The organism is Extibacter muris (genome assembly GCF_004345005.1).
GTDB classification, from domain to species: Bacteria; Bacillota; Clostridia; order Lachnospirales; family Lachnospiraceae; genus Extibacter; species Extibacter muris.
Window position 1 is genome coordinate 43,693 of record NZ_SMMX01000011.1, and the last position, 15,959, is coordinate 59,651.

General features: G+C 53.7%; 16 protein-coding genes. 15 read left to right on the top strand and 1 reads right to left on the bottom strand.

Annotation, left to right across the window (positions count from 1 at the left end; translation table 11 throughout):
• The first annotated feature begins 43 nt into the window (after positions 1 to 43).
• The 15 genes from E1963_RS13220 to E1963_RS13290 all read left to right on the top strand — a co-directional run bounded on the left by E1963_RS13220 (position 44) and on the right by E1963_RS13290 (position 15,115).
• Positions 44 to 1,837, top strand: a complete 1,794-nt coding sequence (locus E1963_RS13220; protein WP_132278704.1) for an L-fucose isomerase — start codon at positions 44 to 46, stop codon at positions 1,835 to 1,837.
• A gap of 18 nt (positions 1,838 to 1,855) precedes the next feature.
• Positions 1,856 to 2,965, top strand: a complete 1,110-nt coding sequence (locus E1963_RS13225; RefSeq protein ID WP_132278707.1) for an ABC transporter ATP-binding protein — start codon at positions 1,856 to 1,858, stop codon at positions 2,963 to 2,965.
• Between the two features lie 22 nt (positions 2,966 to 2,987).
• Positions 2,988 to 4,016, top strand: coding sequence for an NAD(P)-dependent alcohol dehydrogenase (locus E1963_RS13230; protein ID WP_132278710.1), 1,029 nt, complete (start codon positions 2,988 to 2,990; stop codon positions 4,014 to 4,016).
• A gap of 15 nt (positions 4,017 to 4,031) precedes the next feature.
• Positions 4,032 to 5,003, top strand: coding sequence for a carbohydrate kinase family protein (locus E1963_RS13235; protein WP_132278713.1), 972 nt, complete (start codon positions 4,032 to 4,034; stop codon positions 5,001 to 5,003).
• Between the two features lie 14 nt (positions 5,004 to 5,017).
• Complete coding sequence (locus E1963_RS13240; protein WP_132278716.1) at positions 5,018 to 6,478, top strand: rhamnulokinase; 1,461 nt, start codon at positions 5,018 to 5,020, stop codon at positions 6,476 to 6,478.
• Positions 6,436 to 7,368: a ketose-bisphosphate aldolase gene (locus E1963_RS13245; protein WP_330570827.1), complete on the top strand. Its 933-nt coding sequence runs from the start codon at positions 6,436 to 6,438 to the stop codon at positions 7,366 to 7,368. Before E1963_RS13240 ends, E1963_RS13245 begins: the two co-directional genes overlap by 43 nt.
• A 13-nt stretch (positions 7,369 to 7,381) precedes the next feature.
• The gene (locus tag E1963_RS13250) at positions 7,382 to 8,932 is read left to right on the top strand and encodes a rhamnulokinase (RefSeq protein WP_132278719.1); all 1,551 of its coding nucleotides are present in this window, start codon (positions 7,382 to 7,384) and stop codon (positions 8,930 to 8,932) included.
• Positions 8,929 to 9,975, top strand: a complete 1,047-nt coding sequence (locus tag E1963_RS13255; RefSeq protein WP_132278722.1) for a zinc-dependent alcohol dehydrogenase — start codon at positions 8,929 to 8,931, stop codon at positions 9,973 to 9,975. The genes E1963_RS13250 and E1963_RS13255 overlap by 4 nt, the downstream gene beginning before the upstream one ends.
• A gap of 14 nt (positions 9,976 to 9,989) precedes the next feature.
• Positions 9,990 to 10,664 carry a class II aldolase/adducin family protein gene (locus E1963_RS13260; protein WP_132278725.1) on the top strand — a complete coding sequence of 225 codons (675 nt, stop codon included), beginning with the start codon at positions 9,990 to 9,992 and terminating at the stop codon, positions 10,662 to 10,664.
• Between the two features lie 15 nt (positions 10,665 to 10,679).
• Positions 10,680 to 12,092 carry an L-fucose/L-arabinose isomerase family protein gene (locus E1963_RS13265; RefSeq protein WP_132278728.1) on the top strand — a complete coding sequence of 471 codons (1,413 nt, stop codon included), beginning with the start codon at positions 10,680 to 10,682 and terminating at the stop codon, positions 12,090 to 12,092.
• Between the two features lie 52 nt (positions 12,093 to 12,144).
• On the top strand, positions 12,145 to 13,140 hold the full coding sequence (locus E1963_RS13270; RefSeq protein ID WP_132278731.1) for a dihydroxyacetone kinase subunit DhaK: 996 nt from the start codon (positions 12,145 to 12,147) through the stop codon (positions 13,138 to 13,140).
• A gap of 11 nt (positions 13,141 to 13,151) precedes the next feature.
• Positions 13,152 to 13,790 (top strand): dihydroxyacetone kinase subunit DhaL, encoded by a 639-nt coding sequence (dhaL, locus tag E1963_RS13275; RefSeq protein ID WP_132278734.1) that lies wholly within the window; start codon positions 13,152 to 13,154, stop codon positions 13,788 to 13,790.
• Positions 13,791 to 13,915: 125 nt separating this feature from the next.
• Positions 13,916 to 14,491: a PDC sensor domain-containing protein gene (locus E1963_RS13280; protein WP_132278737.1), complete on the top strand. Its 576-nt coding sequence runs from the start codon at positions 13,916 to 13,918 to the stop codon at positions 14,489 to 14,491.
• Positions 14,492 to 14,508: 17 nt separating this feature from the next.
• Positions 14,509 to 14,715 carry a PDC sensor domain-containing protein gene (locus E1963_RS13285; protein WP_132278740.1) on the top strand — a complete coding sequence of 69 codons (207 nt, stop codon included), beginning with the start codon at positions 14,509 to 14,511 and terminating at the stop codon, positions 14,713 to 14,715.
• Complete coding sequence (locus tag E1963_RS13290; protein WP_167482199.1) at positions 14,705 to 15,115, top strand: GGDEF domain-containing protein; 411 nt, start codon at positions 14,705 to 14,707, stop codon at positions 15,113 to 15,115. The genes E1963_RS13285 and E1963_RS13290 overlap by 11 nt, the downstream gene beginning before the upstream one ends.
• Positions 15,116 to 15,137: 22 nt before the next feature.
• On the opposite strand, the gene E1963_RS13295 is transcribed toward E1963_RS13290, so the two are convergent.
• The gene (locus E1963_RS13295) at positions 15,138 to 15,923 is read right to left on the bottom strand and encodes an HAD family hydrolase (RefSeq protein ID WP_132278746.1); all 786 of its coding nucleotides are present in this window, start codon (positions 15,921 to 15,923) and stop codon (positions 15,138 to 15,140) included.
• Positions 15,924 to 15,959 lie beyond the last annotated feature (36 nt).

The following is a 15,959-nucleotide window of genomic DNA, read 5'->3' on the forward strand; positions in this document are numbered from 1 at the left end:
CGGCGGCTCTATACGGAACGTTCAAAGCGAAAGGAGTGGTAAGATGGCAGGAAACCGTTATATCGGAGACTATCCTGCGGTCGGCATACGGTCGGTGATAGACGCCAGGAAAGGCATGCTGGATGTGAGAGGATCTCTCGAAGAGCAGACGATGGGGATGGCCTATGCCGCGGCTGAAGTCATAGAAGAGGAACTTACGTATCCGGACGGGCAGCCGGTGCGCGTAGTGATTGCAAGGCAGAGCATAGGGAGGGCCGCGGAAGCGGCGGCCTGCGCGGAGCAGTTCCACAAAGCCGGGGTGGCGGTGACGCTGACCGTTACCCCGTGCTGGTGCTACGGATCTGAGACGATGGATATGGAGCGGGGGACAATCAAAGCCGTATGGGGGTTCAATGCGACAGAGCGCCCGGGCGCGGTATATCTGGCATCGGTGCTTGCGGCACATGCCCAGAAAGGGCTTCCCGCATTTGGAATCTACGGCCGTGATGTACAGGACAAGGACGACATGAGAATGCCTCAGGACGTGCGGTGCAAGATGCTCCGGTTCGTCAAGGCGGCGGTCGCGGCGGCTTTCATTAAAGGGAAATCATACCTTCAGATAGGTTCGGTATGCATGGGAATTGCAGGCTCATCCGTTGATACGGACTTTTTTGAAGAGTACCTTGGAATGCGGGTGGAATCTGTAGATGAGGTGGAAGTGCTCCGCAGGATGGAGGAAGACATATACGACCGGGAAGAATATGAGCGGGCCCTAGCCTGGAGAAAAGAATACTGCCGGGAAGGATTGGATAAGAATCCGGAACAGGCCAGAAAGTCTCCGCAGCAAAAGGAAAGTGACTGGGAATTTGCAGTAAAGTCGGCGTGTATCATCAAGGATCTGCTGAATGGAAATGAAAGGCTAAAGGGCAGGTTCCCGGAAGAGGCGATCGGACACAATGCAATAGCAGGCGGGTTCCAGGGACAGCGTCAGTGGACCGACCATTATCCGAATACCGATTTTACAGAGGCGGTGCTCGCTTCTTCCTTTGACTGGAATGGTGCCAGGGAGCCTTACATATTTGCCACAGAGAACGATACGCTCAATGCAGCCTCCATGCTGTTTGGAAAGCTGCTGACAGGCTGTGCCCAGATGTTCTCGGATGTCCGTACATACTGGTCAAAAGAGGCCGTAAGACGGGCTGCTGGTTATGAGCTTTCCGGCATGGCCAAGGAGGCCGGAGGATTCATCCATCTGATCAATTCGGGCGCTTCCTGCCTTGACATGTGCGGTGAAGTGAGAGATGCCGGAGGAAGAGCGGTCGTCAAGCCATTTTATGATATGACAGAAGCAGATATAAAAGACTGTCTTGCGGCTGCCGAATGGTGTCCGGCCGACCAGGGATATTTCCGGGGAGGAGGATACTCCTCCAGGTTCGTGACGAGGGCAGAGATGCCGGTGACGATGACGAGGATCAATCTTATCAAGGGGCTTGGCCCTGTGATGCAGATTGCGGAGGGATATACGCTTCATCTCCCCGATGAGGTGACGGATATACTCTGGAAGCGGACGGATTATACATGGCCGTGTACATGGTTCGTGCCGCGGGTGACAGGAAAGGGTGCTTTCCAGTCGGCTTACAGCGTGATGAACAGCTGGGGCGCCAACCACGGGGCCGTGAGCTATGGACATATAGGAGCGGATCTGATAACACTTGCCTCTATGCTGAGGATTCCTGTCTGCATGCATAACGTGGAGGAGGAGCATATATTTCGCCCGGCCTGCTGGAACGCGTTCGGAATGGACAGGGAGGGGCAGGATTACCGTGCCTGTGGTACATACGGGCCGTTTTACAAATAGTAGAAGGAGGATATCGGAATGGCAAATATCAGCATGGAGCATATCTGCAAGACGTATCCAAATGGGGTGGGTGCAGTGGAAGATTTCAACCTGGAGGTCCAGGACAGAGAATTTATCATCTTTGTCGGCCCTTCCGGCTGCGGGAAATCGACGACGCTCAGAATGATTGCAGGTCTTGAGGATATCACTTCCGGGACGCTGAAGATAGACGGAGAGACAGTCAATGAGGTACCCGCAAAAAACAGGGACATAGCGATGGTGTTCCAGAGCTATGCGCTGTATCCGCATATGAGCGTCTATGATAACATCGCCTTTGGCCTCAGAAGAAGGAAGCTGAGCAGGGAGGAGACGGACCAGAAAGTGCGGGAAGCGGCAAGAATCCTGGATCTGGAAAGCCAGCTGAAGAAAAAGCCGAGGGAGCTCTCCGGGGGACAGAAGCAGAGGGTTGCCATGGGAGCGGCAATCGTCCGGAACCCGAAGGTATTTCTTATGGACGAGCCACTGTCCAATCTGGATGCAAAGCTCAGAGTGCAGATGCGCCTGGAGATCGCACAGCTGTATGAACGGCTACAGGCAACGATGATATATGTGACCCATGACCAGACGGAGGCGATGACGCTCGGGACGAGAATCGTCGTCATGAAGGATGGTGTAATCCAGCAGGTGGATACGCCGCAGAATCTGTACAGCCGGCCTGCGAACCAGTTCGTGGGCGGATTCATAGGCACGCCGCAGATGAACTTTCTGAATGCCGGGGTAGTGGAAGAGAACGGGAGGCTCGCCCTCAAGGTCGGAAGCAGCCTTCTAAAGCTGCCGGAGTCGAGGCAGCGGCCATTGGAGGAAAAAGGATATGCAGGCAGGGAGATAACGCTCGGCATACGTCCGGAAGATATCAGAGATTCGGAAATCATCGTCAACATGCTGGAGAACTCATGTATCACGGCGAAGATACAAGTGTATGAGCTGCTTGGGGCGGAGGCGCTGCTGTATTTTGAATATGCGGGGCATAAAGTGACCGCCAGCGTACATGCAAGGACAAAGGTGCGGGAAGGCGACATGGTCCGGCTGGCGTTCGATATGGAGAAATCGTACCTGTTCGACAAGGAAACAGGACAATCTATCCTGTGACAGAAGGAAAGGAAACGGAAGGATGAAAGTAGTATATTTGACAGAACCGGGGAACATGGCGATAGAAGAGGAGGATATCCCGGAGCTTAGAAAGGGATGTGTGCTTGTTAAGATTGAATATAACGGGATCTGTGGTTCAGACGTACACTTTTATAAGGATGGAAGAGTGGGAGACTGTGTATTGCGGGAACCTTTTGTGCTGGGACATGAAGTGGCGGGAACGGTGACGGAAGCTGCGGATGATGTAAACGGATTGAAGCCTGGAGACCGGGTGGCGCTGGAACCGGGATACGGGTGCGGGAGATGTGAGTATTGCAAGACAGGACGTTATAATCTCTGTCCGGACGTCAAGTTCTTTGCGGCACCGCCTGTAAGAGGCGCGCTGCAGGAATACGTCGTGCATCCGGCAGATATGTGCTTCCGGCTTCCGGACCACGTATCCACGATGGAGGGAGCCCTCGTAGAGCCGCTTGCGGTCGGGCTTCACGCCGCTTCACTGGGAGAGGTTACGCTAGGCCAGTCCGTGGCCATACTTGGTGCGGGATGCATCGGGCTCGTGACGATGCTTGCCGCAAGAGCCCGGGGAGCGGCCGATATCGTCGTCGTCGACCTGCATGAAAAGCGGCTCGAATATGCACGGAAGATGGGGGCATCGCACACGATCCGGGCAGACGGTACAGATGTGGCGGCAAGGGTAGAAGAAATCTTAGGCGGAGGGCCGGACGTCGTGTTTGAGACAGCCGGGTCACCGGTGACGATAGCACAGACCGCGTATATCGCAAAGCGCGGCGGAACGGTGGTTCTCGTCGGAATGGCATCCCAGAGTGAAGTGAACTACAACTTTTTTCAGCTTATGGAGAAGGAAGCAGTCGTTAAATGCGTATTCAGATACCGCAACCTGTATCCCAAAGCCATTGCGGCTATTGCAAGCGGCAGCATCAATGTCAGGCAGATCGTAACGCATGAGTTTGAACTGGAGGAAGCAGGCAGGGCGTTTGAGACGGTGGTGCGGGACGCGCAGGATGTGGTGAAGGGTATGATAAGAATGTAAAGCAGGTGACATCAGATGAGTACGGTAGGATATAAGGAATATGACATTCTCTGCGTAGGCTCCTGTGTGCAGGATATCCTGATAGAAGGGATGGGGCCGGATTCTTTCGCGGAACCGGTCACGGTGCTGGGAAGCGTCCTGTTCACGACAGGAGGAGATGCGGCGAATGAAGCGATAGTGCTCGGAAGGCTTGGAGACAGGGCGGGGCTTGTGGCGAGGATTGACGATGGCCCGGTAGGAGAAGCACTATACAGGAATCTTACGGAGGAAAAGATAGATTTATCATATTTGTGCAGGGATGAGGCAAGCCGCTCCACGACAGCCTTTGTCATTCTGGAGGAAGACGGCGGACACAAGTTCTTCCTGCACAAAGGATATGAGGAAGGCATATCCCTGAAGGAGATAGACATGGATATGCTGCAGAAGACGAGGGCGGTCTGTATCGGCAGCCTCTATACTTCTTACAGGCTCGACCGGGGTGGTGCTGCGGTGCTGATGCGGGAGGCCAGGAAAGCAGGTGTGCTGACATTTGCAGATATGGATCATGACGTGGAACAGCTCGGTCCCCGCGCTATGGACAGCGTGTATCCCTACGTGGATTATCTCCTGCCCAGCATAGAGGAGGCCAGATATATAACCGGGAAGGATAACGAAAGAGATGCGGCCGCAGAGCTGCTGTCAAGAGGGACGGACACGGCTGTCATCAAGCTCGGTGATAAAGGATGTTACGTAAGGAGCCGTGAGGAAGAATTCTATGTAGACCCGTTTGAAGTGGCGGCAAAGGATACGACAGGCTGCGGCGATAACTTTACGGCAGGCTTCATCCATTCTGTACTTGGAGGAAGGAGCCTGTACGAGTGTGCAAGATTTGCCTGTGCCGCGGGTGCGGTCAATTCACTGGACATAGGAGCACACATGGCGGTCAGAAGCAGCCCGCAGATAGAGAGATTTATGGACAAGACCGGGCAGAGAAAGATAACACGGTGACAGGAGGTAAGGCGATGTGCAGGGTATTGGCGGCGGACATAGGCGCAGGCAGCTACAGGGTGATGGAAGGTACATATACGGACCGGGGCCTCGATATGAAAGAGCTGGCCCGGTTCAGGCATGCGCCTGTCCAGAGGGGCGGACATTATTACTGGGATATTGAGGAGATGAGGGACAATCTGATCCAGGTGGTGAGAGCCGCGGCAAAGCAGGGCGAGAGGATCCGCTCCATCGGTTTTGATACGTTTGGTTCAGACTTCGGTCTGCTGGACAGGGACGGCGTGCTTCTTGACAGGCCGCTAGCCTACCGGGATAAAGTCAGTGACGGCATATACGAAGCGTACTTTAAAGAGGACAGAGCGATCTATGCAAGAACCGGCGTAACCTATGCCACTACAGGCACGGCCCATATACTGAAGGGAATGGCAGAGCAGAAGTTTCCGGCCCTTAAGCATGCCGCGCGCCTTCTCTTCCTGCCGGATCTGCTTGCCTATCTCTTTACCGGGGCCATGGTAAATGAGTATACGATAGCCACTACATCCCTGCTGCTGGATGTTAAGCGTAGGGAGTGGGATATGGGACTGATTGAACGCCTCGGACTGCCGGCACAGATATTCCATCCATTGTCTGCTTCCGGTACTGCCGTGGGACCGCTCAGAAAGGAAATCTCAGAGGGGATCCCCAATCTGCAGGGTACGGTGGTGACTGCATCCGTCTGCCATGACACGGCTTCGGCGGTATCTGTCGTCCCGTACGCCCGGGGCCGTTCGTTCATCAGCAGCGGCTCGTGGTCTGTAAAAGGAATCGTGTGCGGCAGCCCCTATACGTCAGATGCAGCCTGCGCGTGCAAGATGAGCAATGAGGGGCAGCCTGGAGGAAAGTACCGGCTCATCCGCAACATAACGGGGCTGTGGATTCTGGAAGAGTGCGCGAGGGCCTGGAGAGCAGAAGGTATGGATCTCCACATACCTGAACTCGCTAAGAGGGCGGAAGAAGGGGAAGACTTTCCATCTATGATATACACCGATGCCCCGGACTTTAAAAAGCCCGGCAACATGCCGGAGAAGATCAGGACGTACTGCGCCAGGACACGGCAGAAAGTGCCGGGAACGCCGGAGGCGGTCATGCGTACCGTAATCAACGGGCTCGCGTTGGAGTACAGGCGGCACAATGAACAGCTGGAAGGCGTGACAGGATGTCCGGTAACCGGTATATATATCGTGGGCGGGGGAAGACATAACCGGCTGCTGAACCAATGTGCCGCAGATGCCACGCAGTGTCCGGTAATCTGCGGGCACCCGGAGGCAGCGGCCGCCGGAAATATACTTATCCAGCTGCATGCGTTGGGAGCGGTCCCGTCTATGGACGAATTCCCCCGCATAGCGGCGAAGGATGTGCCGGAAGTGACATACATACCGGGCCAGAAGGAAATATGGGAAGAGAGATATGGAAGATATCTCGACTTAGCCAGATAAAAGAAAGACAGGAGGAAAAAGAGATGCTGATGAATATGAAAGAGCTTTTGGAGGTGGCAGACCGGCACCACTTTGCAGTACCGGCCTTCAATGCGGGCTGCGGCCAGATAGTAAAAGCGGCAATCGAGACGGCGGAAGAGAAGCATGCTCCGGTAATCATCGAAGTACATCCGGATGAGCTTGAGTTTCTGGGCGATGCCTTTATCACATACTGTGTCAAGGCCGCCAATGATACGAGGATGCCCGTGGTCATTCATCTGGACCACGGTTCCATGTACAGCCAGATTGAACGGGCAGTTCGTGACGGCTACACATCTGTCATGATAGATGTCTCCCGCAGGTCCTTTGAGGAGAATGTATTGATAACGGGACGTGTCGTTGAGTTCGCGCATCCGCTCGGCGTGTCCGTCGAGGCGGAGCTTGGTACGATCGGAATCATGGGAAACAGTGCGGAGGAAGGGACGAAGGAGATTACATATACGGTTCCCGCCGAGGCGGAAAAGTTCGTAAGACTTACAGGGGTGGACGCACTGGCAGTCGGTATCGGTACTGCCCACGGACTGTATCCGAAAGGGTATATGCCAAAGCTCCGGCTGGATATATTGGAAGAGATTAAGGCCGCGGTGCATATTCCGCTTGTCCTTCACGGAGGTTCCGGCAATCCGGATGAAGAGGTGGCAGCGGCAGTAAAGCTCGGTATCAATAAGGTCAATATCTCTTCGGACATCAAAGACCCATTCTACCGGCAGGTCAGAAAGACGCTTCAGGATGAGACGCTCAGGGAGCCGAATGAGATATATAAGGATGCCATGGCAGTGATGAAGAAGATAATGGGGCAGAAGATGGACCTGCTCGGCTGCACGGATATGGCAGGCCATTACCGTCCATAGAGAGGAAAAGCGTATGCGTAGTCTTGTTGTGGACATTGGTTCCAGTAATGTGAAGGTATATCTGGCAGAACTGCATGCGGATAAAGCGCTGGAGATGAAAGAGGCAGACCGCTTTGCGACGGACCGCTCTTTTTTCCTCGGACATCTGTCCACAGACATATTCCCTATCTATGACAGGATATGCCGGGTGGTCATGTCGCTTGCAAAACAGGGTATTTCTATTGAGTCTATCGGGATAGATTCGTGGTGCTCAGACTTTGGAATCCTGGACCTGGACAGCGGTTCCATATCGATGCCGGTCTTTTACCGGGACGGCCGGACGGATGGGGCGTTGGAGAAAGTGGAGGCCGTAATGGATTATGAGGAGATATACCGGCGAACCGGACAGAGGAAGCTTAAGGATTCCACGCTGTGCCAGCTTCTGGCCTATATGGAAGAGTACCCGCAAGGCCTCTGGGGCAGCAAAAAGCTGCTCTTTCTGGGAGATATGCTCATGTACCTGTTCACCGGCGTGGCCTGTTCCGAGCTGTCCGTGGCTTCGTACTCGCAGCTGTACGACATGCAGAGCGGGGGATGGGACCGCCATATGCTGGCGCGGTTTGGCATACCGGAAGAGATTATGCCGCCTGTCGTGCAGCCCGGGACAAGGGTGGGCGCCATAAGAGAAGACCTGGCCCGTTATCTCGGCATAGGCAGGGTATCGGCAGTCATGCCCGCAGTACATGACACTGCCTCCGCAGGGGCAGCGGTTCCCGCGGAGGCGGGGAAGGCATGGGCTTTCCTTGCTACCGGCTCGTGGTTCCTCATGAGCATGGAACTGGATGCGCCGGCGGACGCAGAGAAGTCTTATAGATATCAGCTTTCAAATACTGGCATGGGGTTCGGGAAGGTACTGCTGAAGAAGAATATCACTGCCATGTGGCTCGTGCAGGAGTGCAGAAAGCGGTGGAAAGAGAGGGGCCTCGATTATGAATACGGGGAGCTGAAGGAGATGGCGTGCAGAGCAGAACCGTTCCGGGGAATGCTTGATACGGAACATGAAGGGTTCCGCCACCCGGAGGATATGGTACGGGAGATCTGCTCGTACCTCAAAGACACGGGGCAGGAACCGCCCGGTGAAGATGATGCAGGGCAGATTGTGAGAATCATATACGAAAGTATCGCCCTCCAGTCGGCGGAGGCATTGCATATGCTGGAGGATGCGTCGGGCAGGGAGACGGAAGTGCTGTATGTCCTTGGAGGTGCCAACCGGATTGAACTGCTGAACCAGCTTCTGGCAGATGCCACGGGACTTACGGTAAAGACCGGGCCCACAGAAGCATCAGCCGTGGGAAACGCGCTGCTCCAGGCATATGGGGCAGGGATGGTCGGCTCTCTGGAGGAAATGCGGTCTGTGGCTGCGGGAATATGCCGGATTGAGGAGTATCAGCCCCGGGATACCGGCCGGTGGAAGAAACGCCGCGAAGCATATGAGACGTTTAAAGCAGAGGCAGGCACCCGTGTGTTGTCCGGCGGGAGAAGAGAACGGTGTAAGAGAGGCGGAGAAAGGAGAATAGAGCTATGACAGAAAAATATATGCGAGGGGTGGCGGCTGTCGGCGGCGGAGGCGTAGAACTGGTGCGTGATGTTCCGGTTCCGGAGATAGGGCCGTACGAAGCTCTCGTAAGAATGAAATCATGCGGGTTCTGCAACGGGACCGACTTCCACATCATACGGGGGGAGATGTCTGTGGAGGTCGACACCTTTCCCACGCTGCTTGGACATGAAGGCATCGGGGATATCGTAGAGCTTGGCAGCAAGGTGAGAAACTATAAGATCGGAGACCGTTTTATGAATCCGATGATTAAGTTGATGCCGGGTACACGGTACGGCTGTACATGGGGCGCCATGTGCGACTATGGCATCGTCCAGGATCAGAAGGCCATGGTTGATGACGGCGAAGATCTGTCGCTGCTGAACCCAAGGCAGCTGGAATGCGTGCAGATTCCGTCAGACTTCGATGTCATCGACGGCGGGTGCCTCATCACGCTGAATGAATGTTTCAGCGCCGCCAGGAACTTTGATGTGGAGGACAAGGACGTCCTTGTGTACGGGGCAGGCCCCATGGGACTTGCCACGATGAAATATATGAGGCATCTCGGAGCCAGGACGATCGTGGCCATAGACGGGGTAGAGGAAAGGCTTGCCCTGGCCAGGTCTCTGTCCGGTGCAGATGAGACGATCAATTATACGGAAGTGGACAAGAAAGAGGTGCTGAAGGGAAGAATCTTTGACCGTGTCATTGATATCGTCGGCCAGACCTCGATTCTGCTGGAAGGTTCCCAACTGCTGAAACCATATGGCATCATCGGTGCCATGGGCGTGCTTCGGAATACGGACGCGATGGTGGATGTGACAAAGCTTAAGAATAACACGCGCCTGCAGATGCTGAACTTTCCATATGGGCAGTATGACATAACGGCAGAAAATATCAGGCTGATAGAAAAAGGCGTCATCCATCCGAAAGATTTCTACAGCCATGTAATGAGCGTGGAGGATATCCAGGAGGCCGTGAGGCTTGTGGCGGAAAAAGAGGCGGTCAAGGTAATTCTGGACCTGGCAAACTAAGCGGAGGCGTACGGATGAAAGAAAGAGAACTGAAAGAACTTATATGTGATATCGGAAAACGGATCTACACGAACGGCTTCGTGGCTGCCAACGACGGCAATATCACCGTGAAGCTGAATGAAAAGGAGTATCTGGCTACCCCTACCGGCATCAGCAAGGGTTATCTGCGGCCGGAGATGATTGTCAAGGTAGACAGGAGAGGGGAGACGCTGGAAGGAGAATATAGACCTTCTTCGGAAGTGAAAGTGCATCTGAAGATATATGAACAGAGAGAGGACGTCGGAGCTGTCGTGCACGCACACCCCCCTTATGCCACCACTTTTGCAGTCGCGCATATTCCCCTTGATTCCTACCTCCTGCCAGAAGCGGTGTATGCGCTTGGCGCCGTGCCAGTCATACCATATGCACAGCCATCTACGCAGGAGCTGGCGGACGGGCTCGTTCCGTACCTTCAGGATTATGACGCATTCCTGCTGGAGAACCATGGGACGGTCACGGTGGGGGCAGATCTGATCCGGGCCTGGTACAAGACGGAGACGCTGGAATACAACGCGAAGATAACATATATGGCAAGGCTTCTCGGCAGGTCAAAGGAGCTTTCGCGGGAAGAGATTGACAAGCTTCTCGCTGCGTTTCAGAAGGACAATCCCGGCGCAAGACATCCGGGCTATGTAAAATTCAATGATTAGACAGGAGGCAGAAAGATGAAAAAGAGACCGGTGATAGGAATCGTAGGCCTGTCGGACGGTGAACCTGAAGTACACGCACAGCTCAAGGGCATCGTGCAGGAACAGGTTGATGCCATTGCCAGAGCGCTTCGAGAATCCGGCGAGATAGAAGTCATAGAAGCAGAAGAGCTTGTGTGCAGCGTCAGGACCGCAAGAGAACAGGCCGAATACTTGAGAAAGATGGATGTGGACGGTACGGTATTGGCTTATGGCGTATTTGCGTTCCCGAACTTTTCCGCAATCGTTGCACGTAATGGCAAGGGGCCGTTCCTGCTGGCTGCAAACCTGAATCCGGACTGGCCGGGCATGGTTGCGATGCTTGCCGCGGGAGGAGCGCTGAACCACCTTGGGATCCGGCATTTCAGGGCGAGCGGGGATATCACGCAGCCGGAAGTCTTTGAGAGGTATATGCGGTTTGCCAGATGCGCCCGGGCCGTCACCCGTCTGAACGGCCAGAAGTATGGCCTCATAGGCGGCCGCAGCCTGGGAATGTACAGTGCCACAGTGAGCATGCAGGACTGGCAGAAGAAGTTCGGCGTAGATGTGGATCATATGGATCAGAGCGAGCTTGTAAGGCTTGCGGGGGTAGTACCGGAAGAAAAAGTAGAGAAGGCGCTATCCTGGCTGGAAGAATATGTAGGAGAGATACGGTACAATGGCAGCAGTTTTACAAGAGATAGGTTAAGAACTCAGATACGGCATTATGAGGCGTTGAAAAAAATAATCAAAGATAATGCATATGATTTTGTAGGTATCAAGTGCCATTATGAGATGAGCCGCCACCATTGCACCGAGTGTATCAGTGCGGCCTTCTGCAATGACCCTTATGACTGGGACGGTGCAAAGGAGCCGGTGGTCTGCGCCTGTGAAGCGGATTCCGATGCCGCGCTTACCATGCAGATCCTGAAGCTGCTCACGGATGAGCCGGTCATTTTTATGGATGTGAGGCACTATGACGATGAGCACGGCGTGATGGTGTTCTGCAACTGTGGTTCCCAGTCTACCTATTATGCGACGGGACGCGACGATTACAAAGAGAACCTTCGCAGGACGAAGCTGTATCCGGCACTCGATATCTATGCAGGCGGAGGATGCCACGTGAATCTGATGACTGCACCCGGCCGGGCAACCATTGCCCGGCTCAACCGTAAGGAAGGGAAGTATCGGCTCACTGTCATACCGGCTGAATTTGTCACGCTCCCGGTTGAGAAGATGAAGGAGACGACGGAAGAATGGTCTCATGTATACGCCCGGCTGCCCTTCGACCATCAGATATTTCTGGATGAGTTTGATGCCAACCACTGCCATGCCGTATATGGAGATAAGACGGAGGACCTCAAGATGGTCTGCAGGATGCTGGACATAGAGGTAGAGGTTCTCGGAGAATGAATAAGAGGGATTGGGGATCCAATCGACTATATGAGACAGGAGGCGTTGCGACATGCAGAGAATATTGAATAATCCAGATGATATCGTGGACGAGATGCTGGCCGGTTTTTTGAACGTTTATGGGAATCTCGTTGAAAGGACCGGAAATCCCCGGGTTGTGCGGGCTAAGGACATCCCCCCGGGAAAGACAGGTGTCGTTACCGGAGGTGGTTCCGGGCACAAACCGGCTTTTGTCGGATATGTAGGGAAGAACATGTGTGACGCTGCTGCAGTTGGCGAGATATGTTCCTCCCCGACGGCTGCGGCCTTCCTGGATGCATTCCGGGCAGCTGACCAGGGCAGAGGCGTGGCCTGCCTGTATGGCAATTATTCCGGTGACAATATGAATGTCCGCATGGCCGTAAAGATGGCGGAGAAGGAAGGGATCCATGTAGAAACGGTGGCGGCCAATGATGATGTGGCCTCAGCTCCGAAGGAAAAGAGGGAAAAGCGCCGGGGCGTGGCCGGCGAGGTGTTCATGTGGAAAGCCGGGGGAGCAAAAGCAGCCCAGGGTGCGGAGCTTGACGAAGTAATCGCCGCTGCCAGGAAAGCCATAGACAATACGCGCAGCGTGGGCATCGGGCTGACACCGTGTACGCTGCCCGCGGTCGGACATCCTAACTTTGAGATCAAGGAAGGGACGATGGAAGTGGGAATCGGCCATCATGGCGAGCCGGGAATAGAAGTATGTGGGCTTGAGAGTGCCGCCGGTATGGCAAAGCGTATGGCCGACATCGTGCTTGGAGACAATCCGTTCGGGAAGAAAGAGGAGGCCGCGGTACTCATATCCGGTCTGGGCGCCACGCCGATGATGGAACTATACGTGCTTTACAATGAGATCGAACAGCTGTTCCGGAAGAAAGGGATCCATATATACAAGGCATATGTGGGAGATTACTTTACATCGCTTGACATGATGGGTGTTACGTTGACTGTCATGAAGCTTGATGACGAGCTGAAAGAACTGCTCGACTTTCCGGCACAGTGCGTGGGTATGACACAGTTATAGGAGGCAGTAGGATGGAGGGATTCAGTAATGCGCGGGGGAAGTCCGTGCTGCTTGCCATTGTCAAGGCGGTGCAGGATAATAAGGCTTATCTCGGCGAGATAGATGGGTTGATCGGTGACGGAGACCACGGAATGAACATGAACAAGGGGGTTACGCTCTTCGCAGCCAGATACGGCAGCAAGGACATCAGCTTTACAGACGGGCTGGAATTGCTGGGGATGGTCCTCTTAGGTGAGATCGGAGGATCCATGGGCCCTATATACGGCACCATCTTTACAGAAATGGCACGCACAGGCGCAGGCTTTGATATAATCGGATTGAACGAGCTGAGCCATATGATGGAAGCAGGGCTTAGGGAACTGGAAGATATCGTGGAGGCGAAAGTAGGAGACAAGACCCTCATAGACACCCTGTCTCCGGCCGTGTATACGCTGAAAGCAGAAGCCGGTACGGGAGGATGCTTTGCACAGGCTCTGGACAGGATGAAAGCCGCGGCAAAGGCAGGACAGGATTCCACAAGAGATATGGCTGCAAAGCATGGCCGTTCCAGCAGGCTTGGGGAGCGTTCCAGAGGCGTACTGGACGCGGGAGCAGTATCCTGCTGCATTATCCTGTGCGCTATGGCCGACGGCATAAAGGAGCTCCTTTAGGGCGCCGGCGGTAAGTAGAGGAAAACGTAGTATCATATTCTTCCTGTTCATAGTACAATAGAGACAACGAATAAAAAGGCTGGGTACGTACGATGAGAAGGTCTGGCAGAGAGAAAGAGGGAAGTATGCCTTATCTTAAATATGTAGTGGCTATCGTTGTATTACTGGCGGCATTGATTGCGGCGGTCGTCTGCTGCTATATGGATATGAATGAGAAGCTTCTGGCAGAAGCGCGCAGGAACTTGAAGGCAGAGAACGAGTATAAGGAACAATATTTCTGGCAGTTCATAAACAGCAGGCTGAACTGGTACAGGACAGTGGCCGCGTTCTGCGACGGGCCCGTCGGGTCCGGTGATGAGAACTGGCATATGATTCTTAAGGAGTACAGTTCCGATGATATGCGCTTTGGTATCGCGGATACGCATGGGACGATATATTTCGGAGATAACGAGACGGCGGACATCAGCGGCCGGAGCTATTACAATAAAGTGATACAGGGGAAGGAAGTCATCTCCGATGTGCTGGCCGGAAGCTGGGACGGACAAGAGACGGTCGTCATGGCCGTGCCTATCTGGACGGACGGGAAAGTGAGCGGAGCAGTCTGTGCGGAATATACGGCCTTGAATCTCGGACAGACCCTGAATACATCGATTACGGAAAAAGCAGGAGCAACGCTTGTGTTCGACAAGACGGAAAAATAGTTGCATCCTACAAAGGGATGGAAAACTTTTCGACGATATATGATATGCTGGAGACGATGCAGTACAAGGACGGAAACGAGGTCGGAAAGCATAAGGAGGACGCGGAGGCGGGCAAATCCGGCTATCTGACATATTACAATAACGACAAGGTACGGCTGTTCTACTATCAGGCGTCAGAGTACAATGACTGGACCAGTCGAGAGAGGGATGCACATGGAACATAACAAGTCGTTCGGTGCCTGCCTCTTTATAGATGTGGATAATTTCAAAGGGGTCAACAATACATACGGACATGATGAAGGAGACCGCATACTCATCAATGTAGGGCGAATATTCATGCAGAATACGCGCGACCGGGATATCGTCATCCGGTTCGGCGGAGATGAATTCGTCATATGGATGTATAAGGTAGACAGCATTAAAGCAGCCGAAGATACAGCCAAGCGGATTCTGAAAACATCTTATGATGAGGCTGGAACGGGCCTGAGCATTGGCATAGCAATGGTAGAGCCGGGAGAGAAATACTATGACGCGGTCATAAAACGGGCCGATGAAGCGCGCTATCAGGCCAAGGCGGAAGGCAAAGGCCGGTATGCGGTTCACCGTGATGCGGCAGAAGAATAACAGGCAGCGCTTAACCGCGTATCTACTTGCCGACAGACGCTGCCAGGTCTTCCAGCACCTCTTCCACGGAATCCGTGACATAGGTAGAGTAATAGGCGATGCCGGGAGCGGCGTTCGACATGGCGTAGCTTGCTCCTGCAAGCTGCAGCATTTCAACATCGTTATACTGGTCCCCGAACGCGATACAGTCTTTTGCCTGTATATCCAGATGTGCCAGCAGATTGGACAAGGCAGTTCCTTTGTTGGCGCCCGGGGCGATAAAGTCGACCCAGAGATTGCCTGAAGTCACTACATTGATTCTGCCACGGAAACGCTCTTTGAAAAAGGGGGCCATATCCCGTGTTCCGGAAAAGCTGCACGCTGCTATCTTCAGAAACGGTTCATGGATATCTTTCAGGCTATCTACCTGACGGATATCAAATTTTACAACTTCTGTCATGTGCCGGATAAACTCCGGATTGCCGGAATCCATATAACCGCCGGATTCACAGGACAGGAAGCAGTCACATTTACCATATTCCTTTACGGAATCGAGTATTTCAAGGCCGAGTTCCCTCTCGATGATTCCACGTGAGAGAACCTGGCCTTTGTGTATGCATAAAGAACCGTTTTCGGCGATATAGGATATCTCATCTTTAATTGGTTCAAAAAGGCGGCGCAGATTGCTGTACTGCCTGCCGCTGGCCGCCACGAAACGGATCCCTTTCTGCTTTAATTCCATGATAAGCTCTATCATTCTCGGGCTTACAGCCTGTGCGTCATTCTGCAGGATCGTTCCGTCGAGGTCACTGGCAATCAATTGTATCATAGTCTGTCTCCTTTTCTGGGTATTGCTAATTAAATT